Annotated in this window: 13 protein-coding genes; 5 read left to right on the plus strand and 8 right to left on the minus strand. The window is 61.3% G+C overall.

Annotation, left to right across the window (positions count from 1 at the left end; genetic code table 11):
• Nucleotides 1–121 precede the first annotated feature (121 nt).
• From ABG996_RS05680 to metK, 3 genes are all read right to left on the minus strand, one after another.
• Nucleotides 122–1,855: a L,D-transpeptidase gene (locus ABG996_RS05680; RefSeq protein ID WP_347479130.1), complete on the minus strand. Its 1,734-nt coding sequence runs from the start codon at nucleotides 1,853–1,855 to the stop codon at nucleotides 122–124.
• A gap of 149 nt (nucleotides 1,856–2,004) precedes the next feature.
• A complete protein-coding gene (gene sdaAA, locus ABG996_RS05685; protein ID WP_347479132.1) occupies nucleotides 2,005–3,612 on the minus strand; it encodes an L-serine ammonia-lyase, iron-sulfur-dependent, subunit alpha in 1,608 nt (535 codons plus the stop codon).
• 339 nt (nucleotides 3,613–3,951) lie between these two features.
• Complete coding sequence (metK, locus tag ABG996_RS05690; RefSeq protein WP_022094972.1) at nucleotides 3,952–5,232, minus strand: methionine adenosyltransferase; 1,281 nt, start codon at nucleotides 5,230–5,232, stop codon at nucleotides 3,952–3,954.
• A gap of 282 nt (nucleotides 5,233–5,514) precedes the next feature.
• On the opposite strand from metK, the gene gltX reads away from it, so the two are divergent.
• From gltX to ABG996_RS05715, 5 genes are all read left to right on the plus strand, one after another.
• Complete coding sequence (gltX, locus tag ABG996_RS05695) at nucleotides 5,515–6,990, plus strand: glutamate--tRNA ligase (RefSeq protein WP_006233932.1); 1,476 nt, start codon at nucleotides 5,515–5,517, stop codon at nucleotides 6,988–6,990.
• Between the two features lie 88 nt (nucleotides 6,991–7,078).
• Nucleotides 7,079–9,532: a replication restart helicase PriA gene (gene priA, locus ABG996_RS05700; protein WP_347479135.1), complete on the plus strand. Its 2,454-nt coding sequence runs from the start codon at nucleotides 7,079–7,081 to the stop codon at nucleotides 9,530–9,532.
• Nucleotides 9,533–9,550: 18 nt separating this feature from the next.
• Nucleotides 9,551–10,087, plus strand: coding sequence for a peptide deformylase (gene def / locus ABG996_RS05705; protein ID WP_118384748.1), 537 nt, complete (start codon nucleotides 9,551–9,553; stop codon nucleotides 10,085–10,087).
• A 329-nt stretch (nucleotides 10,088–10,416) separates the two neighbouring features.
• Nucleotides 10,417–11,337 (plus strand): methionyl-tRNA formyltransferase, encoded by a 921-nt coding sequence (gene fmt, locus ABG996_RS05710; protein WP_347479137.1) that lies wholly within the window; start codon nucleotides 10,417–10,419, stop codon nucleotides 11,335–11,337.
• Nucleotides 11,334–12,734 carry an RsmB/NOP family class I SAM-dependent RNA methyltransferase gene (locus ABG996_RS05715; protein WP_347479138.1) on the plus strand — a complete coding sequence of 467 codons (1,401 nt, stop codon included), beginning with the start codon at nucleotides 11,334–11,336 and terminating at the stop codon, nucleotides 12,732–12,734. The genes fmt and ABG996_RS05715 overlap by 4 nt, the downstream gene beginning before the upstream one ends.
• Before the next feature lie 161 nt (nucleotides 12,735–12,895).
• Here the strand turns inward: ABG996_RS05715 and ABG996_RS05720 are convergent, their stop codons facing one another.
• The 5 genes from ABG996_RS05720 to ABG996_RS05740 form a co-directional block, all read right to left on the minus strand.
• On the minus strand, nucleotides 12,896–13,132 hold the full coding sequence (locus ABG996_RS05720) for an FmdB family zinc ribbon protein (protein ID WP_006233925.1): 237 nt from the start codon (nucleotides 13,130–13,132) through the stop codon (nucleotides 12,896–12,898).
• Between the two features lie 88 nt (nucleotides 13,133–13,220).
• Complete coding sequence (locus tag ABG996_RS05725) at nucleotides 13,221–16,517, minus strand: 4-alpha-glucanotransferase (protein WP_347479140.1); 3,297 nt, start codon at nucleotides 16,515–16,517, stop codon at nucleotides 13,221–13,223.
• Between the two features lie 218 nt (nucleotides 16,518–16,735).
• Complete coding sequence (gene glgA / locus ABG996_RS05730) at nucleotides 16,736–19,027, minus strand: glycogen synthase GlgA (RefSeq protein ID WP_347479142.1); 2,292 nt, start codon at nucleotides 19,025–19,027, stop codon at nucleotides 16,736–16,738.
• 90 nt (nucleotides 19,028–19,117) lie between these two features.
• Nucleotides 19,118–20,245 (minus strand): glucose-1-phosphate adenylyltransferase subunit GlgD, encoded by a 1,128-nt coding sequence (gene glgD / locus ABG996_RS05735; protein WP_055310615.1) that lies wholly within the window; start codon nucleotides 20,243–20,245, stop codon nucleotides 19,118–19,120.
• Between the two features lie 4 nt (nucleotides 20,246–20,249).
• Complete coding sequence (locus tag ABG996_RS05740; RefSeq protein WP_006233920.1) at nucleotides 20,250–21,398, minus strand: glucose-1-phosphate adenylyltransferase; 1,149 nt, start codon at nucleotides 21,396–21,398, stop codon at nucleotides 20,250–20,252.
• Between the last annotated feature and the right edge of the window lie 32 nt (nucleotides 21,399–21,430).

Below are 21,430 nucleotides of genomic sequence, written 5' to 3' on the forward strand. Positions count from 1 at the left end.
TATAGAAAGAACCTCGATAATTATATGCGCCCACCGGTTGGGGCGGGCGCATAGGACGGTTTCTTTCGGAACTGTTAGATTGGTCGCAGCGGTTCCACGTTGTAGGAATGCGCGCGTTGCACTACGAGTGGACAACCACGCACAGGCCGACTTTGATGCAATCGTGCAGTGCCTTGGCGTCGGCCAGGCGCAGGTTGATGCAGCCGTGGCTGCCGCACCACTTGTACGACTCGGCGTTATCGAAGCTCTTGTCGTTTTGCCAGGTGGCATCGTGGAAGCCGATCATGTTGCCCTCAAATGGCATCCAGTAGCTCACCGGGCTCTCGTATTTGGGCTTACCGGTCTCGGGGTCCTTGGCTCCGATCAGGGTGCTGCCGCCGTCGTTACCGTTGATTTGCCACACGCCCTCGGGGGTGGCGTCTTCGCCCGGTTTGCCGGAAATAAAGTTGGCCTCCCAAACGATATTACCGTTCTCGTCATAGTAGCGCGCGTGCTGCTCGGACAGGTCGACGTCGATGTATGCCTTCCAGTCGGGCTCTCCCTTTGCGGTAAAGGTGTCGGCCTTCTGGGAGTACTTGATCTCGATTTCGCCGGTCTGCTTGTTGTTAATGGCGTCCTCGACCTGCTTGGCGAGCGAGCTGCTGTCGATGGACCAACCAAAGTCACCGCCTTCGACGGCGCACTGCTTGCCATCGGCGCGCGTCCACCAGCGAGTGGATCCCACGGTATTAAAGCCGTTGGCGAGCCCGGCTGCCCAGCTGCTGATCTGCGACGTATCGAGCGTGGGGTTGGCCGGATCGGCAAAGCTGATCCACTGCAACACGGAAGCGCCGTCAACCTTGCCGGCATCCTCGCCGTTGAGCTTAAGGGTCACGTTGACGCCTAGGAAGTTGTTGGCGGCATCGCATGCGGCCTGAATCTGATCATCTGTCAGCGTTCCGTTGAGCGGCTCATAGGCATCGTTGCCGAGCTTGGAAAGATCTACGGTCTCGGCCAGCGAGGCAAGCTCGAGCTCCGCATACTTAATGACATGCTCGCGGTTGAGTTTTTCGTTGGAGCGCGCCTTCTCGACGGTAAACTTGCCGGCCTGCTCGTCATAGGAGCTATTGGCCTCGAACGTGCCCGAACGCCCCTCGTTAAACTCGTCGATGGCGGCGCCCAGATCCTTCTCAAACTTCTTTTGGTCAAAGGTATCGGAGAGCATGGACAGGTCGACGTCTTGATCAAGATCGACTTCGTTGGAGGTAGCGGTTGTTTTGGCCTTGCCGCTTAAGGATTCCACAAGGCGGACCGGCCATACAAAGGCTTCGTTGTGGCTGATAATCTCTTTTGCGGCAGATTCGCCATCGACGATGGGCTCATCGGACTCGGGCTGATAGGTCCAGCTAAAGTCATCGCCTGTCACGGTGAGCTTATAGTGCTTCCATGCCGAATTGACCTTGGTAGCGGCAGACGAAGCGTTGGAGAACGAGACGTCGACGCCGGCGATGGTGGTGTTGGGGTAGGCTAGCTGCGAAAACGCTACGATTCCTACGATATAGACAATGACGATAAGACCCAAGACGACAAAGAGCGTCGTCTTTTTGCCCGACTTACTGTTCTCGGCGGACTTGCGCGCGGGGCCGCGATCGCCTCGGGCGTGCGTGGGGGGCTGCTTGGGCGCATTGCCGTTTGCCTGGCGCTGCTGACGTTGTTGACGCTGCTGTCGCTGCTGGTTCGGGCGTTGGGAAGCGTTTGCCGCCCCACGCTGCTGACCGTGGCTCGGCGCGATAGGACGCGGTGACTGAACGCCGCCGGTGTGCCTGCTCGGTTGCTGCGGATCGGGAATCAGTTGAGTTCGATCGTTTTGCGACATCGTATGCATATCCTTCGAATTTCGCCTTATGGCTCATCGTGTTTTTACTGGGCTTGCATTATAGCGATTGCCCTGCTGTTTGTGGTACGGAAACGGTGGCATTCAAAAGAGGTGGGACATTTGTCCCACCTTTGAGTCGTTCTTAGCCGTTATCCGCACATACCGCATTTTGCACAGGCTGAAAGTGCGGCTGGAGCCTGCGCGATGCCGCCCTTTGCCGTCTCGCGCAGCGTGGCCGGCAACGCGTGGCCCACCGAGAGCATGACATGTGCCATCTGGTCAAACGGAACCAGGCTCTTAATGCCGGCGAGGGCGAGTTGTGCCGAACTAAAGGCCGCTGCAACGCCGATGGCGTTGCGGTTTTGGCAGGGCACCTCCACGAGGCCACCGACGGGGTCACAAACGAGGCCCAGCAGGTTACTCAGCGCGATGGAGCTGGCGTCGAGCGCCTGCTCGGGCGTGCCGCCGAGCATCTGCACCAGCGCGGCGGCTGCCATGGCGGCGGCGCTTCCCACCTCGGCCTGGCAGCCGCCCTCGGCGCCGGCAACGCAGGCGCTTGTGGTGAGGTTGAGGCCGATGGCGGCTGCGCAGTAGAGCGCGTCCATTACCTGCTCGTCGTCGAGCTGAAGGTGATCGGCGAGCGCCAGCACGCAGCCGGGCACGACACCCGCGGAGCCTGCCGTGGGGGCGGCGACGATCACGCCCATCGTGGCGGAGCGCTCGAGCACGGCCATCGCGCGGGCCACGGCGTCGGTTTGAACGGTGCCCATCAGGCTCGTGCTCAAATCGTTGCGGCCGGTGGTATCGACGAGTTTAGCCTCGCCGCCGATGAGCCCACCGAGCGATCGCTGCGGATTGACGATGGGGGTCGTGGTCTCCTCGCGCATGACGTCGAGCACGCGGCGCATGGCGGCGACGGCGTGGGTCTCGCCGGTCAGACGCGCCTCGCGCACGGCCATAACGGCGCCGATATTCAGGCCGAGCTCGGCGCACGCATCGAGCAGCTGCTCGCCGTCGTCGAAGATCTCCTTTGCCGAGACACCGGGGGAGAGCGACGAGGCAGAACCGGGGAGCTCGATAAAGGTCGCGTAATCGACATTGTCGAGTTTGCGTAGCATGGGGATAACGGTGTCGTCGGGCGCGCCGTCGGTCTCAAAGACGGAGTAGGCCTGGCCGCCCACTTCGGTGCGGTAGGTGCGGCAGAATGCGATGTTCACGTGGGCGTAGGCGAGCAGGTTCGTGAGTGCGGCGAGCACGCCGGGGACGTCGTAGTGCGCCACAAAGAGTGTGGAGTACATACCCGAGATGTCGACGCCGACGCCGTTAATGCGGCTGATGCGCATCTTGCCGCCGCCCAGGCTCTCACCGCGGACCTGTGCCGTGGCGCCCGTGTCGTCGACCATGTCGATGTCGACGGTATTGGGGTGGATGGAGGCGTCGTCGCCCTTGATGTCAAAGTGATATTCGAGGCCCTGCTCGCGTGCGAGGTCGAAGGCCTGCTTGATGTTCTCGTCATCGGTGTCGAGGCCCAGGATGCCCGCGACGAGCGCGCGGTCGGTGCCGTGGCCGCGGTAGGTGTGGGCGAAGGAGTTCCACAGGCCAAAGGTGACTTTGGTGATGCGGCCTTCCAGCAGGCTGGCGGCAACTTGGGCGCAGCGGAGGGCGCCGGCGGTGTGCGATGAGCTGGGGCCGACCATGACGGGGCCCAAGATCTCGAATGCCGAGGTCGTAGCTAGTGTTTGCGGCTTGCCTGCCATGGGTGCTCCTGTTCTATCCCGTCGTCCCGAGGGGCGGGGCATACTCTGTCCCGCCGTTCCGAGGGCTTTAGTATTTGGTCGCCTGCTCGAGCAGTCCTGCTCGCACGGAGAGCACATTAAGTGCTCTCCGGCTCGTGCGGAACTCGCGATCGACCAAATACTAAAGCCCTCGGAACTTAGGATACATGGTTGGAGTCGCTCTGCTGCGAAATTTATCGGCCTGTGGCCTATTCCATGTCCCAGGTCGGCTCATCTTCACCACCTTAAAAAAAGAAGTACCGGTTGGAGTCGGTACTTCTTTTGGTGCGTTGTTTTTTGGCTGTAGTTTTTCGGGTTAGCTTACAGGCCGCAGGCTGCTTTGAGTTCTTCGACTCGGTCGGTTTTCTCCCAGGTGAAGTCGGCGTCTTCTCGGCCGAAGTGACCGTAGGCTGCCGTCTTTTCGTAGATGGGGCGGCGCAGGTCCAGGTCGCGGATGATTGCGCCCGGGCGCAGGTCGAAGGTCTTCTCTACGGCCTCGACGATCTTGTCCTCGGCAACATGTGCGGTACCGAAGGTGTCGACCATGATTGAGAGGGGCTTGGAAACGCCGATGGCGTAGGCAAGCTCGACTTCGCAGCGGTCGGCCAGACCGGCGGCGACCACGTTCTTGGCGACCCAGCGCGCGGCATACGCGGCGGAGCGGTCGACCTTGGTGCAGTCCTTGCCGCTAAAGGCACCGCCGCCGTGACGGCCGTAGCCGCCGTAGGTGTCGACGATGATCTTGCGGCCGGTGAGGCCCGTGTCGCCCATGGGGCCGCCCACGACAAAGCGACCGGTGGGGTTCACGTAGATGTCGGCGTTGTCCCACGGCATGTTCTCGGCGGCCATGACCGGGGTGATGACGTGCTCGATGAGGTCGGCCTTGATCTTGCCCATGTCCTCGATCTCGGCAGCGTGCTGCGTGGAGATGACGATGGTCGTGACCTCGACGGGCTTGCCTTCCTCGTAGCGCACGGTGACCTGGGTCTTGCCGTCGGGACGCAGATAGGCGAGGGTGCCGTCGTGACGCACGGCGGCCAGGCGCTCGGCTAGGCGACTCGCCAGGTAGTGCGGCATGGGCATGAGGGTCTTGGTCTCGTTGGAGGCATAACCGAACATCATGCCCTGGTCGCCGGCACCGATCAGGTCGATCGGGTCGGTGGTAGCGCCGGTCTGGGTCTCGAAGGACTCGTCGACGCCCTGGGCGATATCGGGCGACTGCTCGTGGATGAGGCTCATAACGCCGCAGGTATCGCAGTCAAAACCGAACTTGGCACGGTTGTAGCCAATGCGGCGGATAACGCCGCGAGCGATTTCCTGCACGTCGACGTAGGCCTGGGTGCGAATCTCGCCGGCGACGATGACGGTGCCGGTGGTCACGAGGGTCTCGCAGGCGCAGCGGACGTTCTCCACGTTGGCAGGCACGCCGTTGGGGGCGATGTAACCCTGCTCCTGGAGCTCTATTTCTTTGGCGAGGATTGCGTCGAGGACGGCGTCGCTGATCTGGTCAGCGATCTTATCGGGATGACCTTCGGTCACCGACTCCGACGTAAATACGAAGGACCCGTGCTGGGGTGGGATGGAACGAAGTTCTTCTGACATGATTGTCCTTTCAAAAACGTGTCCCGGCGACCGTTACCATTCCGCCGGGCTCTCTATGCAAGGGCTCATCATAGCGCGTAAATCAAACATTCACACCCTTTCCGCACCTACTCATTGGGGACAGACTTAAATGACCAGCCTTACCTAAATGCCAACAGGTTGCCAAAGACTGGTCATTTAAGTCTGTCCCCAATGAGTGAGTCGGTGCCCTTTGTGCGGAGGTTGCTTTGATGCTTTATACTGGTGCGGTTAGACATCCATCCTGCAATCGAGGAGATATCCATGGCATCAGACGTTCGCGTCCGCTTTGCACCCTCACCGACGGGCAAGCTGCACATCGGCGGCGCTCGCACCGCTATCTATAACTGGGCTTTCGCCCGCGCAAACGGCGGCACGTTCATCCTGCGCATCGACGACACCGACCCCACCCGCTCCACCGATGAGAACACGCAGATCATCCTGCGCGCCATGCGTTGGCTTGGCCTGGACTGGGATGAGGGCCCCGAGGTAGGCGGCGACTTTGGCCCCTACGCCCAGACTGAGCGCTTGGACCTGTACAAGCAGGCCGCCCAGAAGCTTTGGGACGAGGGCAAGGCCTATCCCTGCTTCTGCACCAAGGAGCAGCTCGACGCCGACCGCAAGGCCGCGCAGGAGCGCAAGGACCCCTTCCAGGGCTATCAGCGCCGTTGCCGCGATCTTGATCCCGAGGAGGCCCGCCGTCGCATCGAGGCCGGCGAGTCCTACGTCCTGCGTATTAAGGTGCCCGAGGACCGCGGCGACGTCGTCATCCACGACGCCGTCCACGGCGAGGTGACCTTCGACGCCAAGGAGCTCGACGACTTTGTCATCTTCCGCTCCGATGGCACGCCCACGTATAACTTCGCGACCGTCGTCGACGACGCCATGATGAAGATCACCCATGTCATCCGCGGCGACGACCACCTGTCCAACACCCCGCGTCAGGTCATGGTCTACGAGGCCCTCGGCGCTCCCGTGCCCACGTTCGCTCACATCTCCATGATCCTGGGCGCCGACGGCAAGAAGCTCTCCAAGCGCCACGGCGCCACCTCGGTGGAGGAGTACCGCGACGCCGGTTACCTGTCCGACGCCTTCGTCAACTACCTGGCGCTGCTCGGCTGGTCGCTCGACGGCGAGACCACGATCATCCCGCGCGATGTCCTGGCCAACAAGTTCTCACTCGACCGCATCTCCAAGAACCCGGCGACCTTTGATCCCAAGAAGCTCGATTGGGTCAATGCCGAGTACATCAACGGCATGTCCGATGCTCAGTTTGCCGACGAGATCATGGTCCCCGAGCTGCACGAGGCGGGTCTCATCGAGGGCAATGTCGAGTACGGCGAGGATTGGATCGACGCGCTTGCCGCCATCGTCAAGCCGCGCACCAAGATGCCGGCCGACGCCGTGACCGTCGCCGCTCCCATCTTCGCTACGGCCGAGACGCTCGAGTATGACGAGAAGTCCGTCAACAAGGGCCTGGCCAAGGAGGGCATGGGTGCCATTCTGGATGCCGCCAAGGCCGCTCTCGAGGGCGTGAACGAGTGGACGGCTGCCAACATCGACGCCGCGCTTGAGCCGCTGCCCGAGCAGATGGACCTTAAGAAGCGCGTGGTGTTCCAGGCCGTGCGCGTCGCCGTCTGCGGCAACATGGTGAGCCCCCCGCTGGGCGAGACCATGGCGCTCGTCGGCCGCGACGACTGCCTGGCGCGTATCGACCGCGCCCGCACGATGGCGCTGTAGCAGCCGCGTAAACGCATGTATCCGAGCCCCGTTCACCCGAGCGGGGCTCTTGTTTCTGAAGACGCATGGGATGGGAGGTATAGGGGCCATGGCCGAGCAACTGTCGCTGTTTGGTTCGCCGGAACCGGAGGAGGTTCCGGTGAAGCCAGCGCCTGCCGCTGCCTCGGCTCAGCCTAAGCCTGCACCTGAGCCCATCGCCGTCTATGCGAGCGTGGTCCTCGACATCCCGACGCGTGCGCTGTCCGAGCCGTTTGCTTATGGCGTTCCGCAGTCACTCGCCAACGATGTCCAGATCGGCTCCACCGTCCTAGTTCATTTTGGCAACCGTGCGGCCGCGGGCTACATCGTCAACATCGCGCCCGAGCTGGCCGACCTGCAAGGTAACGACGCCCTCGACCCCGCGCGCATTAGAGCCATCGAGGCTATCCTCAGCAAACCGCTCTTTACCGCAGAGGCTGCCCGTATCGCACGCTGGATGAGTTACGAGTATGTCGCGACGCTTTCCGAGTGCCTGCGCCTGTTCTTGCCACCGGGCGGAAGCCCGCGCGTGGTCAAGGGCGACGACGGCGTGTGGACTGTCGAGCGCCCCGCCGTCAAGCCTATCCAAAACCGCTGGGTCATGCTTACGCCCGAGGGCTTCGACTATACGCCGCCCAAGACCGCGGTCCGCCAGCGTCAGCTCATCGAGGCGCTCCAGTGCGGCCCGGTCACGACGCGTGACCTCAACCTGCTCTACAACAGTATGTCGGCGACCATCAAGGCACTCGAAAAACGCGGCGTCGTGGTGGTGGAGGAGCGCCGTGCGTGGCGTGGCTGCAATGAACAGACCACGCTCTCCTCGGCAAGCGGCAAGGCACCGGTCGCACTCACCAACGGTCAGCAGCAGGCGCTCGCGCAGATTGAGCGCGCCCGTCTGGACGCTCATGGCGACGTGGTGCTGGTCGACGGCGTCACCGGCTCCGGCAAAACCGAGGTTTATCTCTCCGCCATCGAGCGCGTGCTCGCGGCCGGTCGCTCGGCGTGCGTGCTTGTGCCCGAAATCTCGCTGACGGCCCAGACCGTCGGCCGCTTCCGCTCGCGCTTTGGCGGGGCGGTCGCCGTGTTCCATTCCCGCCTTTCGGCTGGCGAGCGCCTGGACCAGTGGGATATGGTCGCCAGCGGTGCCGCTCGCGTGGTCGTGGGCGCCCGCTCGGCGCTCTTTTGCCCGCTCAGCGACTTGGGCCTCATCATCATCGACGAGGAGCATGAGACCAGTTACAAGCAGGGTTCCAGTCCGCGCTACCACGCGCGCGAGGTGGCGGCAGAGATGGCGCGGCGTTACCGCTGCCCGCTTGTGTTGGGCTCCGCCACGCCCTCGGCCGAGGCTCTCGACCGCTGCCGCCGTGGCATGTATAACGGTGCCACCTGGACGCGCGTCGAGATGCCCGAGCGCCCGGGACACGCCGTGCTGCCGACTGTCCGCATTGCCGACCTGCGCCGCGAGTTCTCGCATGGCAGCCGCTGCATGTTCTCAAAACCCTTGATGGAGGGCTTGGAGCGTGTGGTCGAGCGCCGCGAGAAGGCCGTGCTGTTGCACAACCGCCGTGGCTTTGCGCCGTTCTTGATGTGCCGCGAGTGCGGATGCGTCCCCACCTGCAATCACTGCTCCACCGCGCTTACATATCACGAGCGCACGCACACGCTGCAATGTCACACCTGCGGTTCGTCTTGGCGCGTGCAGCCGTATCCCGCGCCCACGAGCCGATGCCCCAAATGTGGCAGTCGCTACCTGGCAAAAATGGGTCTGGGAACGCAGCAGATCGAGGACGCACTGCATCAGATGCTTCCCGAGGATGTCGCCATTATTCGCATGGATGCCGATTCCACGCGCGGCAAGGATGCGCACAAAAAGCTGCTCGAGCAGTTCGATGCGGCGGATTGTGCCGTGTTGCTGGGCACCCAAATGATCTCAAAGGGTCTCGATTTTCCCGAGGTCACGCTCGTAGGCGTGGTCAATGCCGACTTCGCACTCAAGCTGCCCGACTTTCGCGCAGGGGAGCGCGCCTACGATCTGCTGGAGCAGGTTGCGGGCCGCGCCGGCCGCGGCGATCGCCCCGGCGAGGTTATCATCCAGACCTACCTGCCCGAGGACCCGGTCATCCGCGCCGTCGCCGAGCACGACCGCTCGATTTTTACCGACTACGACCTGGACCAGCGCCGCGACGCGCTGTACCCGCCGTTTGTTCGCCTGGTCAACATCTTGGTATGGTCGGCGAACCGAGACGACGCGCAGGACTACATCGGGCGCATTGCAAAGCTCCTCAAGCGCCGTTGGCATGCTGCCGCGCCCGACTTTTTGCGGGCAGGGAGTGCCGTGCCGCAGGTGCTGGGCCCGGCTTCGTGTGTAATCGAGAGAGCCAAGGACCGTTACCGCTTCCATCTGCTTGTAAAGTCGCCGGTAGGGTACCATGTCTCTGATGATATCGACGCCTGCCTCAAAGAGGTGGGCTCTGTGCGCGGCGTGAGCGTGAGCGTTGACGTCGACGCCTATGATTTGATGTAACAACCCGAAAGGATGGCCATGGAAGCCAATGGAATCGTACTGTCGCCCGACCCTCGTCTGCGCCAGGAGTGCGCCGTCATCGAGGAGATCACCCCGGCGATCGAGGCGCTTGCCGAGAAGATGAAGAAGATGATGTTCGAGAACGGCGGTTGCGGCCTGGCTGCCCCGCAGATCGGCGAGCTCATTCAGCTCGTCACCATCGACTGCGACTACAGCGACAAGAACGACTACGACCCCTACGTGCTCATTAACCCCGTGATCGTGGAGCAGAGCGACCATCTGGTGCCCTTTAGCGAGGGCTGCCTGTCCATCCCCGGCATTAGCTGCGAGATTGAGCGTCCCGACCATGTCGTTGTCGAGGCGTACGACCTGGATGCCAACCTGATTCGCTACGAGGCCTCGGGCGATCTGTTCTGCGTTTGTCTGCAGCACGAGATCGATCACCTGCACGGCAACACCATGTTCGAGCGATTGAAGCCGATGCAGAGGCTCAAGGCTGTCAAGGAGTACCAGGACGCCCTGGCCCGCGGCGCTCGACCGGGCGAGACGGAGTAGGTCCCACCGTCCCCGGTGCTGAGCGCCCACATATCATCCCGTGCTCAAACATTCTCGCTTTGCTGCGAAACTGCGCGCGGGACGATATGTGGGCGCTCAGCACCGGGGACTGCGTTGTTCTGGCTCGGTTCGCCCGGGTGCCGTTGGGCCAGGGAGGGGCGTCTTCGCTGATAATTGCTTTGCTGAAAGAGCTGCTTTTATTGCGGCTCTTTCTTTGGTTTTGGGTATATTTGTTTTTGTTGGACTGTTCTGGCGGCTGGGTGCGCTTGCGACCTGGATCGCTTCTTTTGTAGCCGTCTCGGTTCGTTGTTGAGAGGAGACTTACTTTTATGCGTATTGTGTTTATGGGTACGCCCGATTTTGCTGTGCCTTCGCTGACTTCGCTTGTTGAGGCTGGTAACGAGATTGCGCTTGTTATTACTCGCCCTGATGCTGTTCGTGGGCGTGGTAAGAAGCTTGAGCCTTCTCCTGTTAAGGCCAAGGCGCTTGAGCTGGGGTTGCCGGTCGTTGAGGCCAATCGTATGACGCCTGAGGTTGTTGAGGCGCTTCAAACTGCCCAGGCTAATATTTTCTGCGTGGCTGCCTATGGTTGCATTTTGCCTGATGAGGTGCTGCATATGGCGCCGCTTGGTATTGTGAATGTTCATGCGTCTTTGCTGCCTCGTTGGCGTGGCGCCGCTCCTATTCAGCGTGCGATTCTTGCTGGTGATGAGGTTGCTGGCGTTTCCATTATGCGCATTGGACATGGCGTGGATACTGGTGCTTATTGTGCTCAGGCTTCCACGTCGGTTGCCGGTAAGCATGCTGAGGCGCTGACCATGGAGCTTGGTGAGCTTGGCGGCAAACTGCTTGCCGATACGCTTCCTTCTCTTGCTGATGGCACCGCCGTGTGGACTGAGCAGGATGAGTCGCTCGTCACTCATGCTGCCAAGATTTCCAAGCTGGAGATGCGTCTGGATCCGCAGATGGCTGCGCTCGATTGCGTGCGTCATGTGCTCGCTTCGTCCGATACCGCGCCTGCTCGTTGCGTGATTGCCGGCAAGACCGTGCGCGTGCTCGATGCTGCGCTGGCCGATGTTTCGCTTAGCAAGGGCGGCGTTGACGTTAAGAATAAGCGTGTTTTCCTTGGCCTTTCCGATGGTGCGGTTGAACTGCTCGAGGTTAAGCCCGATGGCAAGCGTGCCATGGCCGCTTCTGCTTGGGCTGCTGGGCTGCAGGGCGCCGATCTTTCGTGGGGTGTTTTGTCATGAGCAAGCTGTCTCCCGCGCGCAAGCTTGCGCTCGATGTGCTCATGGAGGCCGATCGCCGCGGTATGTATGCGCGTGACGTGCTGTCCTCTCGCGCATCGGCCAAGGCTATTGACCAGCGCGATTCCGCTTTTGCAGCTCGCTTGGCGCTCGGTGTGGCCGCCACGCAGGGTATTTTGGACGAACTGCTCGATCAGTTTCTCGATAAGCCTAAAAAGGTTGCGCCGCGTGTTCGCATGGCGCTTCGTATCTCGGCCTTCGAGATGCTCTATCTGCATACGCCGGGTCGCGTTGCGGTGAGTCAGGGCGTTGAGCTGGTGCGCAGCGGAGCTAAGTCTGCCGCCGGTTTGGCCAATGCCGTGCTGCATAAGGTCGCGGACAACGTTGAGGACTTTGCCACGGCGTCCGATGTTGATGAGTCTGAGCGACGCCTGGTTCGTCTGTCGCGCCTGATGGGACTGCCGCGTTGGCTGTGCGCTCGCATTATGGCATCGTTCGACACGCCAGAGGGTGCGCTTAACTTTGCCGGCAATCTGGCCCCCGCGCCGCTGGCCCTGCATGAGAACGCCTTTGCGACCAAGCCCGATCCGTATATCTCGCAGCTCGTCGCGCCTGTCTTCCCGGGCTGCCATGCCCCGGTTGATGCCCAGGTTACCGTTGCTTCGGGTGTGTTTGAGCGTGCTGCCGCGGTGGCATCTGATCTCAACGCGCAGCTTATCGCCACAGCTGCCACGCGCCCTGGTAGCTGCCTTGAGATTGGTGCCGGTCGTGGCACCAAGACCTTTGTGATGATGTGCCAGGCCAAGCGTGCGGGCTATGAGCGTCAGCATACGGCGCTCGATCTGCATGATCGCAAGTGCGACCTGAATCTCGCTCGCCTGCATAAGGCCGGTATTCAGGGCGTTCGTACGGTTTCGGGTGATGCCTGCGAGCTTGATGAGGTGCTCACATCGTTTGATGCCATGCTTGGCGAGCCTGTTAAGTTCGACACGGTTTTTATCGATGCGCCGTGCTCGGGCACCGGCACCATGCGCCGTCATCCTGAGATCCCGTGGCGCCTAACCGAGAATGATGTGACGGCCGAGTTACCCAAGCTTCAGCTGACGATGCTTAAGGAGGCTTCTGCGCGCGTGGCCGCCGGCGGAGAGCTCATCTATGCCACCTGCTCGGTTTTTGATGAAGAGAACACACAGGTCGTGGATGCCTTCCTGGCCTCTTCCGAGGGCGCCGACTTTAGCGTCGCACCGCTCTCCGAGGCGCAGATTCTGCAACTCCCCGAGTTCGATCAGGCCAAGAAGCTCGTATTCGTACGTCAGAACGATCGAGGCCTCTTCCAAAGCGTTCCCGTAAACGCCGACTCCTACGACGGCCACTTCTGCGCCCGCCTGATCCGCAAGTAACTACTATGTTGCGGTGAAATAGGGATTGAATAGCGGCATCTACCTACCAAACAGTCCTTATTTCACCGCAACTCATAAGGAAACCTGGGTAGCTTGATTAGCTACCCATAGAGCAAAGAAACAGCCCCGCGATCGGCGTTGATCGCGGGGCTGTTTGGTTTCTAGTGGCTATGCGGGCAATTGGCGCAGCAGCCGCTCGTGGCGTTGGTGCTGGAGCCGCCGCTTCGCTGGTCGGTGTTGTAGAAACCGCTGCCCTCAAATTTAATGCCGCTGGCCGAGAACGTCTTGGCCGCCGGGGCACCGCAGCTGGGGCACACGACCTCGGGAGTCTCGGACATGGGATGCTCAACCTCAAACACGTTGCCGCAGCTCGAGCACTTGTAATCGTAGCGCGCCATAATACTTCCTTTTCAGCACAAAGCGGGCAGATTACTCTGCCCGCAAAAATTCAAACGTCTGTAACTGTACCCTATATCGGGGCTTTTATCACGCTTCGCCCCAGAATCTATGGTTGTTGCGCAGGAGCTGTGCGGTTTTGTTCTCGGCGGCTGCAATGTCTGCCTCGTCAGCCTGCCAGGTCCAGTTGCCCGTGGCCACGCCCGGAACGTTCATGCGCGCGTCGTCGCCAAGCCCCAGGACATCCTGCAGCGGCATCATCACCAGGGGAGCGTCGCTTGCCAGCGCGTCGCTCATCAGCTTGGCCGCCACCTCAACACCGCTCGGTTCATCGCCGCCCGCAAAGGAACGCGTACACCAGCCGGCCAGCGTCGACGTATCGTGCGTCGAGGTGTAGAGAATCTTGCCAGGCGTGGGATGCACACCGCAACGGACGTCGTAATCGCTAAACTCCAGCACGTCCATGCCGGGGAAACCGCAGGTCGAAGCCATGGCGCGAACACCGGGCGTCAAATAGCCCAGGTCCTCGGCGATAAAGTTGAGCGGACCCAGCTCGTCATAGGCGGTCTGGAACAGGTCTTTGCCCGGTCCCGCCAGCCAGCGACCGTCGGCGCAGGCCTTGCCGGCGGGGATGCTAAAGTAGCTGTGGAACCCCAGGAAGTGATCCAGACGCACGCGGTCGTAGAGCGAGAACGCGCGACGCAGGCGATCCATCCACCAGCTATAGCCGTTCTGCTTCATGTGGTCCCAGCGGAACGTCGGGTTGCCCCACACCTGGCCCTCGGGCGCAAAGTTGTCGGGCGGCGCACCGGAAATCTCAATCGCCTTGCCGGTATCGGACAGCCAGAAGTTCTCGGGTTCGCTCCACGCGTCTGCCGAATCGTCGGACACGTACATAGGAATATCGCCGATAACCTCGATGCCCTTCTTGTGCGCATAGTTCATGAGCTCGCACCAAGCCAGGTCAAAGCGGTACTGCATGTACGCCTGAAGCTCGGCCTCGTTGTGAAAGCGCTTGTCGTCGATCAGATGCTCGTTGTAGCGCGCGACATCTGCCGGCCAATCATGGCGCGACTCGCCCTCAAAGTACTTCTTAACGGCCATGTAGACGCAGTATTTCTCGAGCCAATCGGCATTGCGATGTTTAAACGCGGTGTACAGCGGATCGGCATCCTCGCCGCCGCGGGCCTTCCAGGTCTCAAAGTCGGCTGCCAGCTCCTCGTGGCTCTCGGGTAGCAGGTCGATATTGCCTGCAAAGGCCGAAGGACCGGCGTAAGGGGAGCGGAAGAAGTCCGTGGGGTTGACGGGGAGAACCTGCCAGTAGCGCATGCCCATGGCGGCCAGATGGTCGATAAAGCGACGCGTGGGCGCGCCGATCGTACCGGGCTTGCCGTCGTCGGTCGGCACCGATGTGATATGGCACACAACACCCGCACCGTGATCGAGCGGCTCCTGCAGGCGCTGCTCGGCGTGGTGATAGATGATCGACGAACCCAGCGGGTACAGGTCGAGCGTGACCGTGCCGTTGTGAATCTCGCACTCGTGACCGCTAATCACATCGCTCGCGCATTCGCCGAGCGCCGGAATCGTCACGCGGTGTGAATTGCGCAGGCTGCGGTTGATGATGACGGTCGCGGACTCGCCGTCTTTACCGGTGCGCGTATAAGCGAGTACTTCGTCATTGAGCGCAAAGGCCTTGATTTCACCGTCGATCATAAACGGCAACGCGCGGCGCACAGCAGATGCGTTCTTGACGATCGCAAGCGTATCGAAGTCGTGCAGGTTTTCCTTGGTCGGCATGGTGCGACGATTGCCCGGATCGGTGAGTCCCTCAAGGCCGTACTCGTCGCCATAGTAAATCGAAGGCACACCCGGGAAGGTCATCTGCATGAGCGTCGCGAGCCAAAAACGGCTCTTGGCCAGGCCCATCGCGTTCTCATCCAGACGCCATTTGCTGCGCTCGCACTCGGGCAGCTGCGACTCGTCGGGGCCGCCGCCGAGCACCGATATAATGCGCGGACGGTCGTGACTCGAAAGCAGATTAAGTGCGCAAGACAGGGCCTCACGCGGATAGTTCTCGCGTAGGGTCTCGATATCCTCGGCAGCTTGGTAGGCGTTTTTGTAGCCCATCAAAAAGCCGATGACCATGTCGCGGAAGGGGTAATCCATGGCCGAGTCGAGCTCGGAGCCTTGTAGATACCGACGCAGATGGCCGTAGCTGATCTTGTTGGAGGCATCTTCCCAGACCTCGCCGAGCAGCAGCGCGTCGGGCTTCTCGGCGAGCACGGCCTTTTTGATCTCGGTCAGGAAGTCATCGGAAAGCTCGTCAGCCACATCTAGGCGCCAGCCATGAGCACCAGCGCGCAGCCATTTACGGATAACGCCGTCCTTGCCCAGGAGCCGCTCGCGTACCAGCTCGGAGCTCTCATTGATGGCAGGCATGTTACCCACGCCCCACCAACAGTCGTACGAGCCGTCCTCGTGGAAATAAAACGCATCGCGCCACGGCGAGTCCTCGCTCTGCCCTGCACCGACGCCGGGATAGTTGCCGTAGCGGTTGAAGTAGATCGAGTCGTCGCCCGTATGGTTGAAGACGCCGTCCAGGATGATGGAAATTCCGAGCTTCTCTGCCGCCTCGCACAGCTCAGTAAAGTCCTGCTCGGTGCCCAGGATCGGGTCGATCTTGGTGTAATCGGCCGTGTCGTAGCGGTGGTTGCTTGCGGCCTCAAAGATGGGGTTGAGGTAGATGGCCGTAAAGCCCAGCTCGGCAATGCGGGGCAGGTCTTCTTGGATACCCTTGAGCGAACCGCCGTAAAAGTCCCAAGTCTTGATGGAGCCGTCTTCGGCACGCTCGTACACGGGCGGCTCGTTCCAGTCCTCGACCATGCGGCGCTGAATGCCCTTACGCGGTTTTTCGACCTCGGCCAGCGTGCGCTCGCGCCAGTGCTCGTCGCGGGCATAGCGATCGGGGAAGATCTGGTAGACCATACCGCGCTCGTACCAGGTGGGACGGTTCTCACGGTGTTTGTAGACGGTGACCTGGAATGACGGCACCTCGGCGTAGTCGTAGGTTACGCCTTCGCCGCCGGTGCGGCCCTGTGGTGCGCCCAGGCGAACCTCGGGCTGGCCCTCGATATTGCATATAAAGCTGTACCAGATAAGACAGGGCTCGGTGCACTCAAGCTCTACGGTAAATATGCCGTCGCCCTCGTGCGTCATGGGATACAGAGACTCACCGATTTCATCGACCCAGGTACGCAGGGTAAGCGTTGCCTGGTTGGGGTCGGCATCCTCCAAAATCACCGATAGCGAAACGGAAGTTCCAGTGGTCACAGCGCCAAACGGAGTACGAAACTGCGGCAGACGGCTGTTGTGTATCAATCTCATAGTACGGTCCAGTTCAATAGAATCATGGCCTGCTGGCCATGGGCTTTACGCACAGGATGTAAGTATATCTGTTGTACACAGGCTGTATAAACAACATCCGTTTACCATCGGCGAACGGTTGTCCTTGAAAATCGTTTTACCAACTACCTACAGAGAAGGGGCGCCCAGTTGGAGCGCCCCTTGCATAGGGTTTGATTAGGTTTTGGATCGTCTGTGGGCTAGCGGCGCTTGCGGGTGGCCGTTGCCTTGCGGACGGACGTCTTCTTGGTCGGAGCCTTTTCCTCGACCTGAGCGGCGGGGGAGACCGGAGTCTCCTTAGCGGGCTCGGGCTTGGCCGTACCCTTTGGAGCGATTTTGACCTCGGCGGCCTTCGGAGCCGGCTTGGCCTTTAACTCGGCCTTGGGCTCCTCTTTGGCAGCAGCGGGCTTAGTCTCTGCCGTGGGAGTTGCGGCCTTTGCCGTGGCCTTCTTGGCTGTCGCCGTGCGCTTGCGCGTGGTGGTCTTGGCGGCCGGCTTGGTCTCGACGGTTGCCTCGGCCTTGGACTCGGCGGGCGTCTCATCGACGTTGACGGCTGGCTTTGCGGCTGCCTTGGTCGTGGCGGCCTTGGTCTTGGTCGACTTTGTGACCGTAGCCTTCTTGGCAGCCGTGGTCTTGGTCGTGGTCGTCTTCTTGGCAGCGGTCTTTGCCGGAGCCTTGGCGGCTGTCTTGGCCTCAGCGACCTCGGTCTTTACCTCGGGAGCAGCCTCGGCTTCGGCGGCCTTCTTGGCAGCGGCGGTCGTGCGCTTGCGCGTGGTCGTTGTCTTGGCAGCCGTCGTTTTAGTCGCGGTAGCCTTGGTCGTCGTAGCCTTCTTAGCCGTCGTCTTACGAGTCGTGGTCTTCTTTGCCGCAGGCTTCGCAGCAGGCTTCACCTCAGGCTCGGGCTCGGGAGCAGCCTCAGCCTTTAACTCAGGCTCGGCCTTTGCGGACTCAGCCTCAACCGGTTTCTCCACGGCCTTGGGCTCCTCAGCAGCCACCGGCTCGTCGGCAACCGACGCCGGGCGCTCAATCTCCGGATGCATAAAGAAGTACAGGTCCAGATACTTATCGGCCGAGCGCGTCCAGCTAAAGTCCTGGCTCATGGCCTGCGTGACCAGCTGGTTCCAGGCCTCGCGGTTATCCCAGAACAGACGCGCCGCGCGGAATACCGCATCGCCCATCTCGTCGCCGTTAAAGTTGCTAAACGAGAAGCCCGTGCCCTCGCCGGTAAACTCGTTGTACGGCTGCACGGTGTCCTTCAGACCACCGGTTTCGCGAACAATCGGCAGGGTACCGTAGCGCATGGCGATGATCTGCGACAGGCCGCAGGGCTCAAACTTCGACGGCATTAGGAATATGTCGGCGGCGGCATACATGCGCTGCGACAGCGCCGGATCGAACTCGATGCGCGCGGCCATGGTGCCGGGGTACTTGTCCTGGAAGTAGCGCAGGCCGTCCTCGTAGTCGCGGTCGCCGGTGCCCAGCACCGCCACCTGCACGCCGCCGGCCAGAATGCGGTCGAGCGCGTACATGACCAGGTCTAGGCCCTTCTGGCGCGTCAGACGCGTGACCATGACCATAAGCGGACGGTCGTCGCGAACCTCGAGCCCCAGCTCTTCCTGCAGCTTGGCCTTGCACACGGCCTTGCCAGAACGGTCCTCGACGGTGTAGTTGGCGGCAATGCGCTTGTCGGTCGCCGGGTCAAAGCCCGTGACGTCGATGCCATTCAAAATGCCCTGCAGCGCGTATGAACGCTCGCGCAGCACACCGTCCAGGCCCTCGCCAAACTCGGGCGTCTGAATCTCGTTGGCATAGGTGGGGCTCACCGTAGTGATGGCGTCGGCATAGCGCAGGGCGCCCAGCATGTAGTTGATGCTGCAGGCGTCGCAACGCAGCTGCGAGGCGGCCGCCGGAATATGCGCCACACCCAGGATGTCCTCCATCACGGTGTCGCTAAACTGGCCCTGGAACGCCACGTTGTGGATCGAGAACACGGTCTTGACGCGGTCGTACAGCGGCAGGCCCTGGTAGAACTCGCGCAAGAACACGGGCGCCAGCGCCGTCTGCCAGTCGTTGCAGTGCAGGATGTCGCACTCAAAGCCGGCCGGCAGGTGCTGCAGGCTCTCGGTGATGGCCTTGGAGAAGAACGCAAAGCGCTCGCCGTCGTCAAAGAAGCCGTACGGATAGTCGCGCGCAAAGTAGCGCTCGTTGTCGATGAACATATAGGTGACGCCGTCGTGCTCGAGCTTCTCGAGACCGCAGTACTCGTTGCGCCAACCCAAGCTCACGTAAAAGTCGGAGAAGTGCTCCATCTGCGCCTTGTACTCGTCCTTGATGGTGGCGTACTTGGGCACCATCACGATGACTTCGGCGCCGGCGCGCACAAGCGCCGCAGGCAGCGAGCCCGCTACGTCGCCCAGGCCACCGGTCTTCACAAACGGCGCGCACTCGGCCGAGGCAAACACGATCTGCATCTTTTTGCTGGAATCAGCCATATTGTCTCCCATGTTGCAATTCGAGAATAGCCGCCTGGCGCTAACCGGGCGGCTATTCTGCATGTTACGAGTGATGTTGCGGTGCCAACGTTAACGTACGATGGTGGTGTCGGAAGTTAACGGAGCCTTGCCCAGCACCAAGATGTTCTCGGGCGTGCCGCGAAGCTCGGTGTTGGTGGGAACCACGTTGTTCTTGTCCAGGATGGCGTTCTCAACGCGGGCGCCGCTCTTGATGATGCAGCTCTGGTTGATGATCGAGTTGGTCACCGAGGCGCCTTCCTCGACCACGACGCCGCGCGACAGGATCGAGTTGCGCACGGTGCCCTTGATGATGCAGCCGGCCGAGATGATCGAGTTGCAGGCGTGGCTGCCGGTCGCGTAGCGCGAAGGCGGCACGTCGTGAGCCTTGGTCAGGATCGGGCGCTCGGGGTCAAAGAGCTGGTCGGCCACGGTCTGGTCGAGCAGGTCCATGCTGCGGCGATACAGCGACTTCTCGCTAAACACGCCCACGACCTCGCCCTTGTACTCGTAGCTGCACACGTCGATGTTGCCAAAGTCGCCCTGGAGTGCCTCGAGCAGGTCCAGATAGTCGGCAGCCTGGTAGTGGTCGATGATCTCGAGCAGCGTCTCGCGGTTGACAATGCAGCAGTCCATAGAGGCGTTGTCGCCATACACGACGCCGGCGCTCACGCCCGTCAGGCGGCCGTTCTCGTTGATCTGCAGCTTGGTCTCGTCATCGACGTTGCGCGTGGCCTTGCAGTACACCACGGTCATCTGGGCGCCGGAGTTCTCGTGCGCGTCGATGATGGTGTTGAGGTCCATGTTAAAGATGATGTTGGTGCCCATCATCACGACATAGGGCTTGTCCGAGCGCTGGAACAGCGTCTTGTTGGAGATGATGTCGCGCAGCAAGAAGCGCATGCCGCCCTTGGTGGTGCCATACGCATTACCGGGCACCATGAACAGACCGCCCTTCTTGCGGTCCAGGCCCCAGTCCTTGCCCGAGCCCACGTGGTCGATCAGGGAACGGTAGTTGCCCGGCATGACGACACCGACGGTCTTAATGCCGGCATTCATCATGTTGGACAGCGGGAAGTCGATCAGGCGGTAGCGGCCCAAAAACGGAACGGACGCGATGGGGCGGTCCTTGAGCAGCACGCTGCCGTAGGTCGAAGAGTAGTTAGCGGTGATATAACCGATGGCCTTGCGATTGATCATCGGATCATTCCCCCTTCCCGATAACGACGTCATTTCCAACGACGGCCGTATCCTTGGTGGTATCGACAGAGCCGAGCTTCACGCCCTCTTCGACCGTGGAGTTCTCGCCCAAAATTGCACGGCAGATGTGCGCGCCGCTCTTAACGTGCGCACCCGGCAGCAGCACGGAGTCCTCGACCACGGCGCGCTCCTCGATGATGACATCGGTCGAAAGGATCGAGTGGCGAGCGGTGCCGTAGATCTTGCAGCCGTTGGAGACCAGGCAGTCGTCCAGGCGACCATCCGGGCCAATGTAGTGCGGCGGACGCGTGGTGATGTTGGACATGATGGGGAAGTGCTTGTCAAACAGATCGAACTCGGGGTTGTTGCCCAGCAGGTCCATCGAGGTCTCGTGGAAGCTGGCGATGGTGCCGACGTCCTTCCAAAAGCCGTGGAACTCGTAGCTGTACAGGCGCTTGCCCTCGCCGAGCAGCTTGGGGATGATGTCCTTGCCAAAGTCGTGGCTCGAGCGCTGGTCCAGAGCGTCCTCCTCGAGCGCCTCGATCAGCACGTCGGCCGAGAAGATGTAGATGCCCATGGACGCGAGGTTCGAATCGGGCTTATCGGGCTTCTCGGTGAACTTGGTGATGCGGCCGTCCTCGGGGTCAGTGGTCAGGATGCCAAAGCGGCTAGCCTCCTCCCAAGGCACGGGCATAACGCTCACCGTGAGGTCGGCGTTGTTCTCAATGTGCGTCTTGAGCATCTTGCGGTAGTCCATGCGATACAGGTGATCGCCCGAAAGAATCAGGACGTACTTGGGGTCGTTGGCCTTGATGTAGTCCAGGTTCTGCGTAATGGCGTCGGCCGTGCCCGCATACCAGGCGCCGCCGGTCTGCGTCTCGTACGGCGGCAGGATCGACACGCCGCCGTCGCGGCTGTCCAGATCCCACGCCTCGCCGGAGCCCACATAGGCATGCAGCAGGTAGGGGCGATACTGCGTCAGAACGCCCACCGTGTCGATGCCCGAGTTGGAGCAGTTGGAGAGCGAAAAGTCGATAATGCGGAACTTGCCACCAAAGCTAACCGCCGGCTTGGCGATCTTTTGGGTGAGTGCCCCCAATCGGCTGCCCTGTCCTCCTGCGAGGAGCATCGCGATGCATTCTTTCTTACTCATCGATTTCTCCTTCTGTCATCGATGTTCCTAAA

The organism is Collinsella aerofaciens, assembly GCF_039836695.1.
In the GTDB taxonomy this organism is placed as follows: domain Bacteria; phylum Actinomycetota; class Coriobacteriia; order Coriobacteriales; family Coriobacteriaceae; genus Collinsella; species Collinsella aerofaciens_BD.

Coding starts and splice junctions, on each gene's coding strand:
- ABG996_RS05680 (WP_347479130.1), bottom strand. CDS start 1,855: ATGTCGCAAAACGATCGAACTCAACTGATTCCCGATCCGCAGCAACCG.
- sdaAA (WP_347479132.1), bottom strand. CDS start 3,612: ATGGCAGGCAAGCCGCAAACACTAGCTACGACCTCGGCATTCGAGATC.
- metK (WP_022094972.1), bottom strand. CDS start 5,232: ATGTCAGAAGAACTTCGTTCCATCCCACCCCAGCACGGGTCCTTCGTA.
- gltX (WP_006233932.1), top strand. CDS start 5,515: ATGGCATCAGACGTTCGCGTCCGCTTTGCACCCTCACCGACGGGCAAG.
- priA (WP_347479135.1), top strand. CDS start 7,079: ATGGCCGAGCAACTGTCGCTGTTTGGTTCGCCGGAACCGGAGGAGGTT.
- def (WP_118384748.1), top strand. CDS start 9,551: ATGGAAGCCAATGGAATCGTACTGTCGCCCGACCCTCGTCTGCGCCAG.
- fmt (WP_347479137.1), top strand. CDS start 10,417: ATGCGTATTGTGTTTATGGGTACGCCCGATTTTGCTGTGCCTTCGCTG.
- ABG996_RS05715 (WP_347479138.1), top strand. CDS start 11,334: ATGAGCAAGCTGTCTCCCGCGCGCAAGCTTGCGCTCGATGTGCTCATG.
- ABG996_RS05720 (WP_006233925.1), bottom strand. CDS start 13,132: ATGGCGCGCTACGATTACAAGTGCTCGAGCTGCGGCAACGTGTTTGAG.
- ABG996_RS05725 (WP_347479140.1), bottom strand. CDS start 16,517: ATGAGATTGATACACAACAGCCGTCTGCCGCAGTTTCGTACTCCGTTT.
- glgA (WP_347479142.1), bottom strand. CDS start 19,027: ATGGCTGATTCCAGCAAAAAGATGCAGATCGTGTTTGCCTCGGCCGAG.
- glgD (WP_055310615.1), bottom strand. CDS start 20,245: ATGATCAATCGCAAGGCCATCGGTTATATCACCGCTAACTACTCTTCG.
- ABG996_RS05740 (WP_006233920.1), bottom strand. CDS start 21,398: ATGAGTAAGAAAGAATGCATCGCGATGCTCCTCGCAGGAGGACAGGGC.